This window comes from Uliginosibacterium paludis (assembly GCF_039631355.1).
Taxonomy (GTDB): Bacteria; Pseudomonadota; Gammaproteobacteria; order Burkholderiales; family Rhodocyclaceae; genus Uliginosibacterium; species Uliginosibacterium paludis.
The window spans coordinates 587,682-603,914 of record NZ_JBDIVF010000002.1 but is presented as its reverse complement, the minus strand read 5'-3'; the positions used below and the strand labels follow the sequence as shown (position 1 = coordinate 603,914).

The following is a 16,233-nucleotide window of genomic DNA, read 5'->3' as shown; positions in this document are numbered from 1 at the left end:
AATCCTGCATGACATCAACATTCGACGCCCTGCTGGGCGGATTCGCCCACGCGCTGTCGCCCGGCATCCTGATCTGGGGTTTCGCCGGCTGCTTCATCGGCACCCTGGTCGGCGTGCTGCCGGGCATCGCGCCGGCCCTCACCATCGCCCTGCTGCTGCCGCTGACCTTCAAGGTCGGCCCGGAAGCCATGTTCGTGCTCTTCGCCGGCATCTACTACGGCGCGATGTATGGCGGCTCAACCACCTCGATCCTGATCAACACGCCGGGCGAATCGGCCACCATCGTCACCGCGCTGGAAGGCAACAAGATGGCACGGCGCGGGCGCGCCGGCCCGGCACTGGCCACCGCCGCCATCGGCAGTTTCGTGGCCGGCACCATCGGCACCATCGCGCTGACCTTCTTCTCGCCCTGGGTGGTGGACATCGCGCTGAGCTTCGGCCCGGCCGAATATGCCAGCCTCATGGTGCTGGCGCTGGTGGCGGTGTCTGCCGTGCTCGGCAACTCCACCCTGCGTGGCCTGATCGCGCTGAGCTTCGGCCTGATGATCGGCTTCGTCGGCGTCGACCTGCAGACCGGCCAGCCACGGCTCACCTTCGGCAATCTGGAGCTGCTCGATGGGGTGGAGGTCACCGTCGTGCTGGTGGGCCTCTTCGCGGTGGGCGAAGCGCTGTTCCTCGCCTGGCAGGGCCACTTCAACCGCGGCGAAGTGATGCGCATGAGCGGCAGCCTGTGGCTGTCGAAATCCGACTGGAAGCGCAGCTGGAAACCCTGGCTGCGCGGCGCCTTCTACGGTTTTCCGATCGGTGCGATGCCGGCGGGCGGCGCCGAGCTGCCGACCCTGCTGTCCTACTACACCGAGAAGAAGCTCTCGGCCCATCCGGAGGAATTCGGCCAGGGTGCGATCGAGGGCGTGGCCGGGCCCGAGGCGGCCAACAACGCGGCGGCCGCCGGCGTGCTGATGCCGCTGCTGACCCTGGGCATTCCGACCTCGGCGACCGCGGCGGTGATCCTCTCCGCCTTCGAGAGCTACGGCATCCAGCCCGGCCCGATGCTCTTCGCCACCCAGAGCGATCTGGTCTGGACACTGATCGCGAGCCTCTATGTGGGCAACGTGATCCTGCTGCTGCTGAACCTGCCGCTGGTAGGCCTGTGGGTGCAGCTGCTGAAGATTCCGCCGCGCTGGCTGTATGCCGGCATCCTGGTCATCTCGACCCTCGCGGTGTATGGCGCCGGCAACTCGATCTTCGACGTGGGCCTGCTCTTCGTCTTCGGCCTGGTCGGCTTCGCCATGCGCCGGCTCGACATTCCGGTCGCGCCGCTGGTGGTGGGCATGATCCTCGGCCCGATGCTGGAGCGCTCGCTGCGCCAGGCCCTGGTGATCAGTCAGGGCGACTGGAGCACCTTCTTCTCGCGGCCGCTCTCCGCCAGCTTCCTGGTGATTGCCGCGGTGCTGCTGATCCTGCCGCGCCTGGTTGCCCAGCTGCGCCGGCGCGAGCACGTGCAGACCGGCAGCAAGCGCTCATGAGGACCGGGTCCGGTCGTGCGCGCCCGCATCGCGACCGGACCGGCCGATCAGCTGTGCCAGCGGCCAGGCCAGCAGCAACACGCCGAGCAGCCAGCTTGTCAGCACCACGCACCAGCCCGCCAGCGTCGGCGGGCACAAGCCCCAGCCGCAGGCGCCCTGATTCACCAGCAGGCCGGGCACGCCCAGCGCGCTGAGCAGATAGACCGACAGGTAGGGCATCATCAGCGCCAGGCCGATCGGCGAATCGAGATAGCCGGGCCAGACCATGCCGGGCAAGGCCGCCAGGATCTGCAGCGCAATCACGATCAGGATCGCGCGCTTCATCGCCACAGCCACCCGACGCACAGCGCCGCCACCGCGACCCAGATGGCGATGAACACGGCTGCCGCCACCCGGCTGCGCGGCCGCACCAGCAAGGCCTCGGCGCGGGCCCGCGAGGCGGCCAGCACTTCGGGCGGCAACAGCCGGATCACCAGCAGCAGGCCCAGCGGCACGATCAGCAGATCGTCGAGATAACCCAGCACGGGAATGAAATCCGGAATGAGGTCGATCGGGCTGAGCGCATAGCCCGCGAGCATCCAGGCCAGCAGGCGGACACCCGGCGGCGTGGCCGGGTCGCGCGCGGCAAGATAGACCGCGACCACATCCCGCCTGATGCGGCGCGCCCATTCCCGCAGGCGGTCTAAACGCCTCACCGGCGCGGGCTCCGCCGCATCGGACGCGGGGGACGGCAAACCGCTGCGCTGGCGCGACCCATCGGCCACTACGCCACGCTCGCGATCAGGGACACTTCGACCGTCGCATTCTTCGGCAGCTGATAGACGCCCACCGACGTCCGCGCATGCTCGCCGGCCTCGCCCAGCACATTGAAGAGCACGCCGGACGCGGCATCCGCCACCTCGCTCTGCTGGGTGAAATGCCGGGCAGACTGTACAAAGACGGACATGCCCGGAATGCGCCGCACCTGATCGAGGCTGCCCAGCGAACGCTGGATCAGCGCCAGCGCGCGCAGCACGCAGATCTTCGCGGCGAGCCGGGCGCGGTCGAGATCCACCGCCTCACCGGCCGCACCGGTCACCACCACCTCGTCGCCCACCCGGGGAATCTGGCCGCTCACATGGAGCGTGTCGCCGTCGCGCACCAGCGGCGAGTAATGCCCGCCGATCCGGATCTCGCCCTCGAAGCTGTAGCCAAGGGCGAGCGCTTCCGCCCTGAATCTTTCATCGCGTGACATGAATGCTGCTCCTCGACACAGGCAGCGCCGGACCCTGCGGCGAACACCGCAGGCCCGCAAGCCTCGCCCTCATTGTACGGCGGCCGCCGGATGTGGCCGCGCGCCGTCCGGCGAAGCCGGGAGCGATCCATGGCGTGCGGCGCAGTTCGCTTCGCTCAGTGCGCCCTGCTTCCCTGCAGAGCGCCCAGGCCGCGCACCGCTCTGCTCCGATCAGTGATCGGTGCAGCCGTCGAGCCCGCAATGCGGCATGACTTCGTCATCCGACGCCGGCAATTGCTCGCGCAGCGCGGCGGCGAAGGCTTCCGGCTGGCCGAGGAAACGGCCGATGTCGATACGGCTGAAGCGGCCGCTGGCGTCTTCCAGCAGCAGGGTCGGGAAGCCTTGTCCGCCGGCGCGGCCGAGCCAGCCGATGCTCTCGCGGAAGTGGCGCTCGGTCGGCTCGCCGGCGAGGCGGTCGAAGGCGGCAGCAAAGCCTGCGACGTCCAGCCCCAGCTCGGCGGCGATGGCGTCCAGCACCGGGCGGTCGGCAATCCGGCGGCCATCGGCGTAATGCGCATGCTGCAGGGCCTGGATCATGTCCAGCCCGCGCCCGGCGATGTCTTCGGCCGCCAGGATCGCGGTGGTGGGCGGAGCGGAATCCATGACCGCGCTGGTGTCGCGCAGCAGTCCTTCGAAATAGGCTTCGCCGAAAGGCTGGCCGGTCATCTGCGCGATGCGGCGGTCATGCGGCATCACATAGTCGCGCCACTGCGGGGTGATGGTCTGCCGGCGGCTGCCGGTGAGCATGCCACCGCCATGAAACGCGATCGCGAGGCCGGGCAGCTTGCGCGCGGCCGAGATCAGCGGGGCGGCGGCATAGCACCAGCCGCAGAGGGGATCGAAAATGTAGTGCAGGGTGTTCATGGTTTTTTCCTTGTTGGGGCGGGGGGCTGCCGCCTGCGGCTGGGTGCTGAGTTTATGGGGAGTGGAGAGTCGGGAGTCGGGAGTCGAGCCTGCGGCCGGCTGGGTTTGGCGGAGGGCTGGAGCTGGGTGCTGGGTGCTGGGTGCTGGGTGCTGGGTGCTGAGTTTATGGGGAGTGGAGAGTCGGGAGTCGGGCCTGCGGCCGGCTGGGTTGGGCGGAGGCTTGGCGGTTGGCGAACAAAAGCCCTCCCTCCTGTCTCAGCACCCAATCCTCAGCACTCCGCCACAGGCGGCAGCAATCGTAGCCCGGATGCAGCGCAGCGGAATCCGGGTGCGCGCCTGTCAAAGCCCGCCCCCGGATTCCGGCCTTCGGCCTGCATCCGGGCTAGGCCTCGCGACACTTCAGTTGCTTTTCCCGGGGCGTGTCACTGCGGCCACTTCATCTCGCCCTTGATGACCTTGGCCGACAGCTCCAGCGAGGCGGCTTCGCCGGCTTGCGGGTAGCGCTGCTTCATGGCGGCGCTCAGTGCGGCGGCGTCGCCGGCCTTGGCGGCTTCAGCTTCGAAGGCCTTCAGGTAGTCGGCGGTGTAGCGCACTGCTGCGATGCCTGCGGGCTCCTTGCCGAGGTAGTGGCCGGGCACGACGCGGGCGGGCTTCAGCGCGGCGATGCCGGCCAGCGTGCTCTGCCAGGTCTGGCGCGACTCAGGCGTCTGCGTGTCCGCCACCCACACATGGATGCCGCTGGAGACCACCACGCCGCCTGCCACCGTTTTCAGCGAGGGAATCCACAGATAGCTGCGATCCGGCGCGGCGCTCTTCAGGCCACGAATCTCGATGCGCTGGCCTTCCAGGCTCAGCGAGTCGCCCGCCAGCACTTCCGGCAGCACCAGCTTCTGCGGCGCCTTGTCCTTCAGGATCGGGCCCCAGTAGGCGAGCTTGCCTTCCATCGTCGCCTTGATGTGTTCAACCGTCGGCGCGGTGGCCACGATGCGGGCTTCGGGGAAAGCGGCCTGGATCACGTCCAGCCCGAAGTAGTAGTCCGGATCGCAGTGGCTCACATACACGGTGCGCAGGGTCTTGCCGCTCGCGCGCAGCTTCTGCACCAGCGCTTCGGCGTCGTTGCGCTGGAACTGGGCGTCCACCAGGATCGCGTCATGCTCGCCGCTGATGATGCTGGATGTGACTGGAAAGACTGCGTTTTCGCCGGGGTTGTAGGCGTCGAGCTTGAGGCCGGCGGCGTGCGCAGCGGGCAGGGTGGCGAGGAGGCTTGCGGCGACGAGGGCGGAAACGAGGGGGCGGCGGTTCATGATCTGGTCCTGTTTGGAAATCAGTTGAGGTGTGTGCAGCTTAAGCACGCGCACCTGACCGATAAACAGGCTAATCTGCAATGGATTATTTCTTCATTCGATCATATCCATGGACCGCATCCAGGCCGCACAGGTCTTCGTCGCCATTGCCGAGCGCGGCAGCCTCACTGCTGCCGCCGAGCTGCTGGACATGTCGCGCGCGATGGTCACACGCCATCTGGCCGAGATGGAAAGCTGGGCCGGCGCCCGCCTCTTTCACCGCAGCACGCGCCGTGTGAGCCTCACCTCCGCCGGCGAAGCCACTCTCGCGCGCTGCCGCGAAATGCTTGCGCTCGCCGGCCAGGTGCCACTCGCCGGCGAGCAGGGGGGTGATGCGCTCACCGGCATCCTGCGCATCGCCTGCGCGCCCTCGCTGGTGCAGGCCACGCTCGCCAGCGCGATGGCGCGCTTCCTCACGCTGCATCCGCAAGCCGCCATCGACCTGCAGGTCGGCTACAAGGCGGTGAATCTGGTGGAAGAGCGCATCGACCTCGCGATCCGCATCACCAATCATCTGGAGCCCGGCCTGATCGCCCGCCGCATCGGCGAATGCGCCTCGGTGGTCTGCGCCTCGCCGGCCTACCTCGCCGCACATGGCAGACCGGAGCGCGCCGAAGACCTCGCCCACCACGACTGCCTCACCTATGCCTACTACGGCAAGAGCCTGTGGCAGTTCGAACGCGCGGACGGCCTGCTGCAGGTGCCGGTGGCCGGGCGGCTCAGCGCGAACGATTCGATGTCCCTGCTGCAGGCCGCCGTCGACGGCGCCGGCATCACGCTGCAACCCGCCTACTCCGCCGCCCCGCTGATCGCCAGCGGCGCCCTGGTGGCCCTGCTGCCCCGCGAACGCCCGCAAACCCTGGGCATCCACGCCCTCTACAGCTCCCGCGAATACCAGCCCGCCCTGCTCCGCGCGATGCTGGATTTCCTGGCGGGATGGCTGGCCGAACCCGGGCGATTGAGTGGCTGAGGGCTGAGGGCTGGGTGCTGGGTGCTGAGTGCTGAGTGCTGAGTTTACGGCGGGAGTGGGGAGTAGAGAGTCGGGCCTGCGGCCGGCCGGGTCTGGCGTAGGGCGCCCTGAGCGCAGCGAAGCGCGCCACATGAGCTGATTGAAATCCCGAAGACTATTGGCTGCCCGGATGCAGCACAGCGGAATCCGGAGCCGGACGCCAGGAAAGCCCCGGATTCCGGCCTTCGGCCTTCATCCGGGCTACCGCCCCTCGCCCGGCCCAACGCTTCGGCGCGCTTCGCTTTGCTCAGGGCGCCCTACTTCTGGCGGGTCTGGCGTAGGGCGCCCTGAGCGCAGCGAAGCGCGCCGCATGACCTGGTTGAAATCCCGAAGACTATTGGCTGCCCGGATGCAACACAGCGGAATCCGGAGCCGGACGCCAGGAAAGCCCCGGATTCCGGCCTTCGGCCTTCATCCGGGCTACCGCCCCTCGCCCGGCCCAACGCTTCGGCGCGCTTCGCTTTGCTCAGGGCGCCCTACTTCTGGCGGGTCTGGCGTAGGGCGCCCTGAGCGCAGCGAAGCGCGCCGCATGACCTGGTTGAAATCCCGAAGACTATTGGCTGCCCGGATGCAACACAGCGGAATCCGGAGCCGGACGCCAGGAAAGCCCCGGATTCCGGCCTTCGGCCTTCATCCGGGCTACCGCCCCTCGCCCAGCCCAACGCTTCGGCGCGCTTCGCTTTGCTCAGGGCGCCCTACGTGACACCTTCGTCCTGCCTGCCCTCCCCAGCCCTGCCATGCCGACTGACCGCCCTGCGATCAGCCGCCTTCAATCACATTGCCCGTCTCCTGCATTGCAGTCACCGGAGCCAAGCGAAGGTGACGGAAAATCGGCCGACGAAGCATCGGCGCCAGAATTTTCCGTGGGCGGAAAACGCAAATGACATGCGCTGAAAATGCACACGATGAAAGCAATCAGCGCAAGGCCGCACAAGGCCGCCCTGACATCCGCCTGCTCGACAGCCAGCAAACCTACCAAAGGTGCGAACGTGCATCCCGCGCTGATTCGCGTTGCGAGGTCCCACCTGTTCGATACGCTCATGCCGGTTCTCTCTCCGCAAGATCAGACAAAGTGGATTCGCGCAGCAGGACGCACCGGGCGCAGCGAAGCACGCCGCATGACCTGGTTGAAATCCCGAAGACTATTGGCTGCCCGGATGCAACACAGCGGAATCCGGGCGCCGAACACTCAGGAAAGCCCCGGATTCCGGCCTTCGGCCTTCATCCGGGCTACCGCCCCTCGCCCAACGCTTCGGCGCGCTTCGCTTTGCTCAGGGCGTCCTGCTTCTGGCGGGTTTGGCGCCGGGCGCCGGCCCGCTCAGACGAACTGGTTGCCCAGCCAGTAAAAGCCTGCCGAGAGCAGCATCGAGGCCGGCAGGGTCAGGACCCAGGCGATCAGGATGTGGCGAACCGTGCTGCCCTGCAGCCCGCTCCGGTTAGCCACCATGGTGCCTGCCACGCCGGACGAGAGCACATGCGTCGTCGAGACCGGCAAGCCGAAAAAGGTGGCCAGGCCGATCGCGGCCATCGCCACCGCTTGCGCACACGCACCCTGGCCATAGGTCATGCTTTTCTGGCCGATCTTCTCGCCCACCGTCTTCACCACGCGCTGCCAGCCCACCATGGTGCCGATGCCCAGCGCCAGGGCAATGCCGACCACCACCCAGAACGGCGCATATTCGGTTGTGGCCGTCAGATCGGCACGCAGCGCTTTCAGATCCTTCTTTTCCTTGTCAGGAATTCCCGGCAAAGCACCCACTTTCTTGGCGATGTCATCGAGGCACAGCATGGTGCGGCGCAACTTCCGGCGGCGTTCGTCATCCAGCATCCGGTAATCCGTCACCCCCGCCAGCGTCCGCGTCATCTCTTCGATGGCAGGCAGGGTCGCTGCCGGCTCACACTTGAACTGCTTCGGCAGGGTGTGATTCACCACCTTGCCCAGCGCCAGCATTTCGCTCAGCTGGTCCGAATGGCGGGCATAAAAGCTCTGCATATGCACCGCGGCATCATGGGCGCGCTGGATTTCCAGCGGCGTCGCGTCCAGATTCACCACGAATTTGCCCGGCACGATGCCGATCAGCACCAGCATGACCAGTCCGATCCCCTTCTGGCCGTCATTCGAGCCATGGACGAAACTCATGCCCATCGCCGAGCCCACCAGCGACAGGCGCGTCCAGAATGGCGGATGCTTCTTGCCGTCGATTTCCTGCCGCATGGTCGGCGTCTTGTGCATGCGCGAAGTGGGCCAGTAGCGCAGAAACAGCCAGAGCAGCAGCGCGGCTGACACGAAGCCCACCGTGGGTGACACCACCAGCGACAGCATCACATCCACCGCCTTGGCCCAGTTCACCCCGGCCGCCAGCGGAATGTCGTAAATCAGGGCGTTCGCCATCCCGACACCCAGGATCGACCCGATCATGGTGTGCGAGCTGGAAGCCGGCAGCCCCAGATACCAGGTGCCGAAGTTCCAGATGATCGCCGCGGCCAGCAGCGAAAACACCATCACCATGCCCTGTGCCGACGCCACATTGAGCAGCATGTCTACCGGCAGCAGATGCACGATGGCATACGCCACCCCCAAGCCCCCCAGCAGCACACCGAAGAAGTTGAAGATGCCGGAACAGACCACCGCCATGTGCGGCGGCATGGCACGGGTGTAGATCACCGTCGCCACCGCGTTGGCGGTGTCGTGAAAGCCGTTGATGAACTCGAAGCAAAACACGAAGGCCAGCGCGAAAAGCAGGCTGAGCCCCACCGTCAGGCTCAAGCCCGAGAAAAGATCAAACATAGAAGGGGGTACTGATGGTCAGAGTAAAGGTGGCGCATTATCACAGAGCCGGGGAGATCATTCAGTGCTCTGTGACAACTCCGCCGTTTTGATCACACCGCGCGTGGCAGGGTCCCGTCTCCCGACGACGGCGCGCTTCGCTTTGCTCAGGGCGCCCTACTTCTGGCTGGTTTGGCGTAGGGCGCCCTGAGCGCAGCGAAGCGCGCCGCATGATCCTCATCGCGCCTGGCTGCCTGGCCCCAGCTCCAGCGGCACGCCATCCAGCGCCCAGGCGGGGTTGCCGGGCAGGGTTTGCTGGCCTTCGCGCAGCAGGCGGCGGTTGTTGGCGGGGTTGGCTTGCAGGTGCAGGGGCGTAGCACCTGCGCTGCGCGCTTCGATGACGTCGCCATCATGGCTGGCGCGGGCGGGCATGGCGATGATCTGCTGGCGGAAGGCGGCGAAGGCTGCCTCGTCCGCCAGGCCTTCGGCGGCGCGGGCCCACATCACGGTGCTGGCGCGCTCACGGGTGGCGACCGGTGAATGCACGGCGGTGAGGCGCAGGGCGCGCCAGGCCAGACCGTCGTTGTGCAGGGTGAAAGGCACGGGGCGGCCGTCGACATCCCAGGCGGCGAGCGGGCGCAGTGCGGCCACGGCTTCGCCGCGGCGCACGAAGAGGGTGCTGCCTGCGGGCAGCTCGATGGCCTGGGGCTGGAATTCGCGGAAGTCGAAGCCGCCCAGCAGCGTGGGGCCGGCGGCGTCCAGCCGCTCGAAGCGCAGGTCGCGCACGCGCAGCTCGGTGCGGTTCGTGCTGGTGGAATACAGCCAGGCCTTGCAGGCCACCGCGCCCTCCGGCACCACGGCGCTGAATTCCCGCCAGGCGAAGCTGCCGCCGCCGCCCGCCACTTTCAGGTTACGCTCGCCGCCCACCAGGCGCCCGGCCGCGTCCAGATAGTTGAGGTAGAGGAAGACTTCGCCGCCTTCCAGGCTGGCGCTGAGGCGATAACGCTGCCCGGCCTGCACGGCGAAGCGCTGCGACACGCCCACGCCCTGCTTGTCGTCGCGGTCGATCAGGTTCAGCTCCTCGACGCCTTCGCTCCGTTGCACCGTGATGAAGGTGCTGCGGTCATTGCCCGCGTAGTCCGGCTGCCAGCGGCTGCTCGCGGTGAATAGATCGAGGCGGCGGTTGTCGAGCCAGTATTCGGCGTCGGCCGGCAGGGTGAGCACCGATTCCAGCGCGCTGTATTCCGGACTGCTCTCCTGCGCCGAGGCGATGAACAGCACTTCGCCCGCGCGCTGCACGCTGCTCACGAAGGGGCGCAGGTGCAGCGCCTTGAGGTGGCCGGAGCCCGCCTCCAGCGTGCGCACCTGGCCGTAGTGGTCGCGCCGCCCGTCCATGAAGAAGTTGATCGCGGGCACGTCCTGCCCGGCGCCGAGGCTGATCACCAGCGGCGTGTTGTCGTGCCCCGAGGGATAGCCGGCTTCGGCCGAGCCGATGCTGAAATTGCGGGCCAGGTAATGCGTGTAGCGCTTCTCCGGCGCCTCGCCCCAGCGGGCAGACACCTCGCGCGGGAAGGGCCCGGCCAGCCAGGCGGCGGCCAATGCCGGCGGCGGCGCCCAGGCCAGCGCTTCGTAGGGGCTGCCGGCGGGCAGCGGCGCGGCCGCGGGCGTGCCCCAGCCGGCGCGCTCCACCCAGCGATTCACGCCGCCCACGCCGAAGAGGCGGTTGTAATCGCGGCTGTGCGGGCCGCCCAGGCGCGCGGCGGGCGCGTACCAGTTCAGCGCAATGTCATGCCAGACGAGGTCCAGCGCCGAGCGTGCCGCGGCCCGCGTGCCCGCGTCCGGCGCCAGATTGGCGATCAGCGCCAGGCTTTCCAGATCCACGTCGTAATAGCTCGGGCTCAGGTATTCGTTGATGCCGGTGCGCCGCGTGTAGGCCAGCCAGTCGGCCAGCATGGTCCGGCCCTGCGCGGCGAGTGCCGCGTCGTCCAGCGCCGCGCCCAGCGCGATCAGGTTCCAGGTCTTCATCAGCCAGATGTTGGTGTAGCTGATCGCCACCGCGTGGCGGCTCGCGCCGGTGCGCGCCCAGCCGAGGAAGTCGCGCAGGGTGTCGGCCTGCGCCGGCGTGAGGCGTTCGCGGTAGAGCAGCCAGGCGAGCACCGCCTTGCGCGTCACGAACTCGATGCCGTTGCGATCCACCAGCTTCGTGTCGCCCTGATACCAGTGGATGTTGCCGTAAGTGCGGCTCGCCGGATCGCGGTCCAGCAGCGGCGGCAGAGCCGCGAGCAGCGGGCTGACCCGCTCCGCCGGCCATTCTGCCGCCAGCGCATCGAGCAGCAGACCGGCCGCGTCGATGCTGCTCGCCCCCGGCCGCAAGGCGCCCTGCGCAAACAGCCGCGCCTCCCGGCTCGCCACGCTGCCGCGCAGATTCTCCAGCTCCCCCGCCCCCGGCTGCCACAACGGCGCGGCCAGGCAACAGGACGAGAACAGACAAAGCAAGGCAAGCACGCGGACCATGGCAGTACCCCGGATCAGATGCCCTCACGATAGCGCAGGGTGGGAGTGGGGAGTGGGCGTGGTCGGAAAAGCCGCAGGCGCCTTCCGACGCTTGGCGGCACAAAAACTACCGAGGCGGAACACTCCGGAAGTCGGAAGGCGCTTCGCTTTTCCGACTACTACTCGGGCCCGGATTCCGGGTTACGGCCTTGCTAAACGGAAGCCTTGATCTCGTCATCACCAGTGCTTCTCGACGCCATGAACGTGATATCCATCGCCCGAGTCGCCACCGTCCGCCCCTTGGGCAAAAATACTGGTGCCATTACATGTCTCGTTCATTCCGGCCCTTTGCGGCTCATTCATCATTTCACCAGCATGCACGTGGCTGATGATGAAGCCAGCGATAAGCCAAATTGCGAAACGAAGAAGTGTCCTCACGTCATTTTCCTTATTGGAATAAACAAACGAGAAAGGGGTCAGATCACTTGTTCTGCGGCAAATAACAGGGACTAACCCTTGGTTTTCTACCCCATTTTGAATATTTGTCTTTACACCAGACAAACTCCAACGTCTCTTTACGATTCAAAACATGAACTTCCTCTAAGGTTTCTCCACCTCAACAATAAGCAGATCTTCATTTAATACTTTCAAGCATTCTATTTACAATCAAAATATTGAGTTGAAATTCCGTGCCGACTTGCCACCTCCGCCAACAATCGATCCGCCGTAACCAGGCAGCAATCAGCCGACATAGCAGCCTCAGCTATAAGCGCATCTTCCCAGTTATTCAACTTAGACTTGTTTGATTCGAGAGCCACCCATAGCTGTGATGCATCGTTATGCTCACTCCATTCGCCATCGTCCCACCCTGCACCGGGAACATCCCACGAGAACGATGGCGAAAAAACATGAGGAGATACATCTTCGAAGATTCGCAGAAGTTCATTTCTTCGTTCAGCATCAGATGTTTTACTAAGCTCTTCCATCTGAATAGGTGTTGCAAACACACCATTCACCTCTGACAAGAAAGACAGGGAGAATCTACCGTCAAGAAGTAGATTAAATATGTTCGTATCAAGCATGTATTTCATGGAAATCACATTAATGCAGTAAAAATGATATTTACCATTAGTATCGCCTAGCGACATCAGTCAGAATCCATGACTTTCCAGACCCGGTTGAAACAGCCTATCTCTCGCGAAATTTTTGCGACTTATTCCTGCCCTACTTCTGCTGGCTCTTCCATCACTCCCGCTCATACAGCACAGCCTCATCTGTCCGGTAATAGCGGATCGCGGCGGCCTTGAAGCCTTTCATGGTTACGAGGTTGAATCCCCCGCCAATCAGCGCACCAACTCCAAAGGGCACCAGACGGCCCACGGCAATTCCGCCGCGGCGAGTGCCGTATTTCGTGACGATGGTTGTGCCAACGCGGATATTGATCCGCTTGAATACCTCGGCCGGCACCCGGTTGAAGCGTGCAATCGCGATTTTCGAAGCCATCCGGACGGTGGCCTCCTTGCCCAGCGTGAGCACCCCGCACCAGAGGCCGAGCACGCGGATGAAGTCCTGATTGAATGAGGCGCGGGTATCGCGTTCGAATATCTGGCCCACGCCGATGGTGAGGCCCGCCATGCAGCGCAGCATGTAGGCAAGGTCTGCTGAGATGGCACTGGCCTCGATGCCGAACTGGGTCGCCGTGCCCAAGCCGGGAATCGACCCGGGCAGCGCGGTGGCTGCGCCTTCCGAGGCGTAGCGCCAGCAGATCCTGTCCGCCCATTTTTCGGCCAGGGCGTGCGCGCCCAGCCCAGGATGCGCGGCCTTCAGGTCTGCCAGATGACGGGCGACATCGTCATGGTCAGGCTGAAGTGCGTCGAGCAGCTTGAGCATCCAGGATGCCGGCAAAGACTGGCTTGGCAGGTTCATAACCGTCATCCATCGTGGATACATGTTTGTGCGATATCAGTCGGCTGGCTTGAACAGAGCCGCAATATCAGAGGCCAGTTCGCCAATGTTTTCCCGCACCGCAGCTTCATTGTTGCTGTAGGTCCAGTTCGATTGGCGGGTCAGGGTGAAATTCCGGACTTGGGCGCCGGTCTTTGCGTCCAGCACCTCGCCGCGAACAGTCACGGTCGTGCTGCCCGCGCCAAAGCCGATCCAGATGCGCAGCGCAGTGCTGCCACCATTCACCTGCAGGATGCGGCCCTTGAGCACATATGCATCCTGAGCAGGGGCGCTCTTGTCTGCCAGCTTTGCAGGCAACCCCATTTTCTTCAGCTCGCTGACCACGTTTTCGGAAAGCTCAAGGTTGAGTTTTTCGATCGAATCAGCACTCACATCGACCGCACCTTTCGGATTGAAATCGAAGTTCTCGACAATGATCGGCCGGGTTCTGCCGAGCCCGGCATCCCCTTCAACATTATTCGGCATGTGCGTGGCGCACCCCGATACGAGGCTGGCGAGGACGAAAATTGCGGCGAACAAGCGCTTGTTGCTCATCTGGTGCTCCATGCTCATAGCGTATGAATGAGCACGACATGCTCCGCTCAACGCACAGCGTCCGCCATGTCCGCATTGCTGCAATGTGTGTCTTGCCTCCGCAAGAAGACAGCGCAAGACCACAGTCGGCGGGCCATGCCAGCACCCCGGATCAGATGCGGACACGATAGCGCATGGCGGGAGGCGGGAGTCGGGAGTCGAGAGTGGGCGCAGGGCGGCGTGCCAACTCCGCCACCTCGATCAGCGCACCCTAAGAATCGGGCACCAGTGCTACCCCGCCGTAGGCGGTCAATCAACGCACGCAGTGCTTGCCGATCATTCAGAACACTTGCCTGAAATCCATTCCGAAGCATCCTTGAATGGCTGCTCAGTCGTGAAATCCGGATAGAGGCCATCCGGATATTCCTGACCATTCCTGTCCTCGACGATTGAAGTCGTCAGGATCAAGGTGCCACCGTTTGGCAGGGAATGGACTTGATTTGCAGAGGTCAAACCCGCTGTCTTGCCGCCAAAGAATTTCACGTTTTTCTGCCCGAGAAACATCAGCGGCGTAAGTTCTCCGGAGCTTCCAGAGTGCGCTCCGATAGAAATTGCAATGAAAGGAATTTCACCCGCATAAGTCTGGATTGGCAAGGAATCCGAAAAAACGGCCACGCCCTTCAAGGCGATGGCGCCATTGACCTTGCTGATATCGTCACGACTTCCATTTGCCTGGTGAAATGCCCCAAGCTTTCCTTCGGAAAGCAGCGGGCTCAAACCCATGAGCATGGGCCACATGTTTCCGCCATGATTCGCCGAGAAGTCAAGAATCAACCCGCATGGTTTGCCGCGCAGAACCTCATCGAGTCTTGAGCGCACCGCTCTGGCTGCTTCCGGCAAGTCTCCTTCGAACCATCCGTTGATCTGCAATACCGGAACCCCGCCAACCGGTGGCAAAACCACGGCGACCTCGGGCGGATCGGATTTCTCTTGCAAAGACTTTGGCGTGGATGGCGCAGGCGGCACATAGAAGGTGTGCTTGTCTGCCAGGGCAGAAACCACGAATCGAATCGCGGCCTTCTCACCCTCTGTTTCCTCGCGTGCCCGGGCCTCACGCTCAACGCTGCTCCAATCCACGAACCGGCTTCGATACGCCTTCGTTTTGGCAAGATCGATCACGAGCTCAAGACTTGGCGAGGCCGTGGCAAGCGACGTCACAGAAGCGATGGCAACGGCGCTCATGAATCTCGTAAAAATATGCATTTTTTGGGATCTTGAGGCGGGAGTATCCAGGGCGTAGCTTGCCAGTAAAAGAAACAAGAGTCGGGGCGCAACGCTCTAGAAGTCGGAAGGCGCTTCGCTTTTCCGACCTACGACTCGGGCCCGAATTCCGGGTTACGGCCTTACGATTCGGGCATCTATTCCGGGTTACGGCCTTGGGCGGGAGCCCCACTCCGCCACCTCGAAACGCATGCATTGGAGTTTCACTCCACCCTACAACTACGCCGTACGCGGCAGATTTTGAATACCCCTGTGGATTGAATGGCCAGGCTCACGGAAATATTTTCATATCTAAATAAAACAGATAACTTGCCAAGTAGCTACGCCGCCTCATTTCTTTCAAATTTTGAAAAATAATTCCAAAAAACAGGTGGAAATATAAGCGCATAAGCTAGCGAGTAGACATTTCTGTAGTTTCTGTTAAGAAACAGGACTGCATCAGTGAGATCTAGGCTAGTAAATGACTCTATTAAAGACGGCAAGACCTCATAGACAATAAATATTCCGATTGATATATATAAATATGACCAAACAACAAGCAGTGAGCCTACGGTTAAAATCTTTAGAATGAATCTGTTTCCATTTTTACCGCCATTGGCAACGTAGGCAGCAATAAATATTACCAATGTCAGTGCGTAGAGCGCCAATTCTACGAATGAGTATTCTCCGCATGGCAGTGATCTATTGGTTGATTTTAGAATAAACTGGATTGAAAATGTAAATACTAGAATGCCAACTTCTGCTGGCTGAGTTAATTTGTCAGCGTTTATTATGTTTATAATTTTTTCGGGAAAACATAGTTCAGAAATTTCAGCATTATTGTGGCCTAGCGAAGTAAGGGGTAGCCAGAGCGAAAACCAGGGAGCCATAAGGGCGTTCAGGCGTAGGGCGGAGTGCCAACTCCGCCACCTTCATCAACGCATACGGTGGAGTTTCACTCCACCCTACAACTACGCCGAACGCGGTGGCCGACACCTGCCGTCCATGATATCCGCATAGCAGTCGCTCCGGCAGATGGCCGCTTTGCACGACTTTGAGAGACACCTCTCGACCCGCTGCGGACGATCGGGAAGTTGAAAAGCGGTCGTTCAGTCGTAGGGCGGAGTGCCAACTCCGCCACCCGGAATAACGCACGCAGTTACGTACGGGGGGAACATCCGGTGCGGTTGGCACCGCACCCTACGCTTCAGGCATGTCTC

15 protein-coding genes are annotated in these 16,233 nt (G+C 63.5%); 2 read left to right on the top strand and 13 right to left on the bottom strand.

Annotated elements, in window-relative coordinates; translation table 11 throughout:
* The first annotated feature begins 8 nt into the window (after positions 1 to 8).
* Positions 9 to 1,526, top strand: coding sequence for a tripartite tricarboxylate transporter permease (locus ABDB87_RS07895; protein ID WP_345925715.1), 1,518 nt, complete (start codon positions 9 to 11; stop codon positions 1,524 to 1,526).
* Here the strand turns inward: ABDB87_RS07895 and ABDB87_RS07890 are convergent.
* From ABDB87_RS07890 to ABDB87_RS07870, 5 genes are all read right to left on the bottom strand, one after another.
* Entirely contained in the window at positions 1,521 to 1,850 is a 330-nt protein-coding gene (locus ABDB87_RS07890; RefSeq protein WP_345925713.1) for a hypothetical protein, read from the bottom strand. The two genes, ABDB87_RS07895 and ABDB87_RS07890, sit on opposite strands and share 6 nt — an antisense overlap.
* The gene (locus tag ABDB87_RS07885; protein ID WP_345925711.1) at positions 1,847 to 2,221 is read right to left on the bottom strand and encodes a YkvA family protein; all 375 of its coding nucleotides are present in this window, start codon (positions 2,219 to 2,221) and stop codon (positions 1,847 to 1,849) included. Before ABDB87_RS07885 ends, ABDB87_RS07890 begins: the two co-directional genes overlap by 4 nt.
* A gap of 68 nt (positions 2,222 to 2,289) precedes the next feature.
* On the bottom strand, positions 2,290 to 2,760 hold the full coding sequence (locus ABDB87_RS07880; RefSeq protein WP_345925709.1) for a RidA family protein: 471 nt from the start codon (positions 2,758 to 2,760) through the stop codon (positions 2,290 to 2,292).
* Positions 2,761 to 2,970: 210 nt separating this feature from the next.
* Positions 2,971 to 3,663: a DsbA family protein gene (locus tag ABDB87_RS07875; protein ID WP_345925707.1), complete on the bottom strand. Its 693-nt coding sequence runs from the start codon at positions 3,661 to 3,663 to the stop codon at positions 2,971 to 2,973.
* A gap of 422 nt (positions 3,664 to 4,085) precedes the next feature.
* Complete coding sequence (locus tag ABDB87_RS07870) at positions 4,086 to 4,967, bottom strand: MBL fold metallo-hydrolase (RefSeq protein WP_345925705.1); 882 nt, start codon at positions 4,965 to 4,967, stop codon at positions 4,086 to 4,088.
* A gap of 109 nt (positions 4,968 to 5,076) precedes the next feature.
* On the opposite strand from ABDB87_RS07870, the gene ABDB87_RS07865 reads away from it, so the two are divergent.
* Complete coding sequence (locus ABDB87_RS07865) at positions 5,077 to 5,976, top strand: LysR family transcriptional regulator (RefSeq protein ID WP_345925704.1); 900 nt, start codon at positions 5,077 to 5,079, stop codon at positions 5,974 to 5,976.
* Between the two features lie 1,357 nt (positions 5,977 to 7,333).
* Here the strand turns inward: ABDB87_RS07865 and ABDB87_RS07860 are convergent.
* The 8 genes from ABDB87_RS07860 to ABDB87_RS07825 form a co-directional block, all read right to left on the bottom strand.
* Entirely contained in the window at positions 7,334 to 8,803 is a 1,470-nt protein-coding gene (locus ABDB87_RS07860; RefSeq protein ID WP_345925703.1) for an inorganic phosphate transporter, read from the bottom strand.
* Between the two features lie 216 nt (positions 8,804 to 9,019).
* Positions 9,020 to 11,296 carry a hypothetical protein gene (locus ABDB87_RS07855; protein WP_345925702.1) on the bottom strand — a complete coding sequence of 759 codons (2,277 nt, stop codon included), beginning with the start codon at positions 11,294 to 11,296 and terminating at the stop codon, positions 9,020 to 9,022.
* Between the two features lie 216 nt (positions 11,297 to 11,512).
* The gene (locus ABDB87_RS07850; RefSeq protein ID WP_345925700.1) at positions 11,513 to 11,713 is read right to left on the bottom strand and encodes a hypothetical protein; all 201 of its coding nucleotides are present in this window, start codon (positions 11,711 to 11,713) and stop codon (positions 11,513 to 11,515) included.
* Between the two features lie 218 nt (positions 11,714 to 11,931).
* A complete protein-coding gene (locus tag ABDB87_RS07845; protein ID WP_345925698.1) occupies positions 11,932 to 12,423 on the bottom strand; it encodes a type II toxin-antitoxin system VapC family toxin in 492 nt (163 codons plus the stop codon).
* Positions 12,424 to 12,520: 97 nt separating this feature from the next.
* The gene (locus ABDB87_RS07840; protein WP_345925696.1) at positions 12,521 to 13,201 is read right to left on the bottom strand and encodes a hypothetical protein; all 681 of its coding nucleotides are present in this window, start codon (positions 13,199 to 13,201) and stop codon (positions 12,521 to 12,523) included.
* Positions 13,202 to 13,237: 36 nt separating this feature from the next.
* Positions 13,238 to 13,774, bottom strand: coding sequence for a DUF4410 domain-containing protein (locus ABDB87_RS07835; protein ID WP_345925694.1), 537 nt, complete (start codon positions 13,772 to 13,774; stop codon positions 13,238 to 13,240).
* 315 nt (positions 13,775 to 14,089) lie between these two features.
* Positions 14,090 to 14,995, bottom strand: coding sequence for a S41 family peptidase (locus tag ABDB87_RS07830; RefSeq protein ID WP_345925692.1), 906 nt, complete (start codon positions 14,993 to 14,995; stop codon positions 14,090 to 14,092).
* A gap of 359 nt (positions 14,996 to 15,354) precedes the next feature.
* Positions 15,355 to 15,903, bottom strand: a complete 549-nt coding sequence (locus ABDB87_RS07825) for a hypothetical protein (RefSeq protein WP_345925690.1) — start codon at positions 15,901 to 15,903, stop codon at positions 15,355 to 15,357.
* Positions 15,904 to 16,233: the final 330 nt, after the last annotated feature.

What these genes read in the sequence shown, in the direction of transcription:
- ABDB87_RS07895 (WP_345925715.1), top strand. Translation starts at nt 9, where the DNA reads ATGACATCAACATTCGACGCCCTGCTGGGCGGATTCGCCCACGCGCTG.
- ABDB87_RS07890 (WP_345925713.1), bottom strand. Translation starts at nt 1,850, where the DNA reads ATGAAGCGCGCGATCCTGATCGTGATTGCGCTGCAGATCCTGGCGGCC.
- ABDB87_RS07880 (WP_345925709.1), bottom strand. Translation starts at nt 2,760, where the DNA reads ATGTCACGCGATGAAAGATTCAGGGCGGAAGCGCTCGCCCTTGGCTAC.
- ABDB87_RS07875 (WP_345925707.1), bottom strand. Translation starts at nt 3,663, where the DNA reads ATGAACACCCTGCACTACATTTTCGATCCCCTCTGCGGCTGGTGCTAT.
- ABDB87_RS07870 (WP_345925705.1), bottom strand. Translation starts at nt 4,967, where the DNA reads ATGAACCGCCGCCCCCTCGTTTCCGCCCTCGTCGCCGCAAGCCTCCTC.
- ABDB87_RS07865 (WP_345925704.1), top strand. Translation starts at nt 5,077, where the DNA reads ATGGACCGCATCCAGGCCGCACAGGTCTTCGTCGCCATTGCCGAGCGC.
- ABDB87_RS07860 (WP_345925703.1), bottom strand. Translation starts at nt 8,803, where the DNA reads ATGTTTGATCTTTTCTCGGGCTTGAGCCTGACGGTGGGGCTCAGCCTG.
- ABDB87_RS07855 (WP_345925702.1), bottom strand. Translation starts at nt 11,296, where the DNA reads ATGGTCCGCGTGCTTGCCTTGCTTTGTCTGTTCTCGTCCTGTTGCCTG.
- ABDB87_RS07845 (WP_345925698.1), bottom strand. Translation starts at nt 12,423, where the DNA reads ATGTCGCTAGGCGATACTAATGGTAAATATCATTTTTACTGCATTAAT.
- ABDB87_RS07840 (WP_345925696.1), bottom strand. Translation starts at nt 13,201, where the DNA reads ATGAACCTGCCAAGCCAGTCTTTGCCGGCATCCTGGATGCTCAAGCTG.
- ABDB87_RS07835 (WP_345925694.1), bottom strand. Translation starts at nt 13,774, where the DNA reads ATGAGCAACAAGCGCTTGTTCGCCGCAATTTTCGTCCTCGCCAGCCTC.
- ABDB87_RS07830 (WP_345925692.1), bottom strand. Translation starts at nt 14,995, where the DNA reads ATGAGCGCCGTTGCCATCGCTTCTGTGACGTCGCTTGCCACGGCCTCG.
- ABDB87_RS07825 (WP_345925690.1), bottom strand. Translation starts at nt 15,903, where the DNA reads ATGGCTCCCTGGTTTTCGCTCTGGCTACCCCTTACTTCGCTAGGCCAC.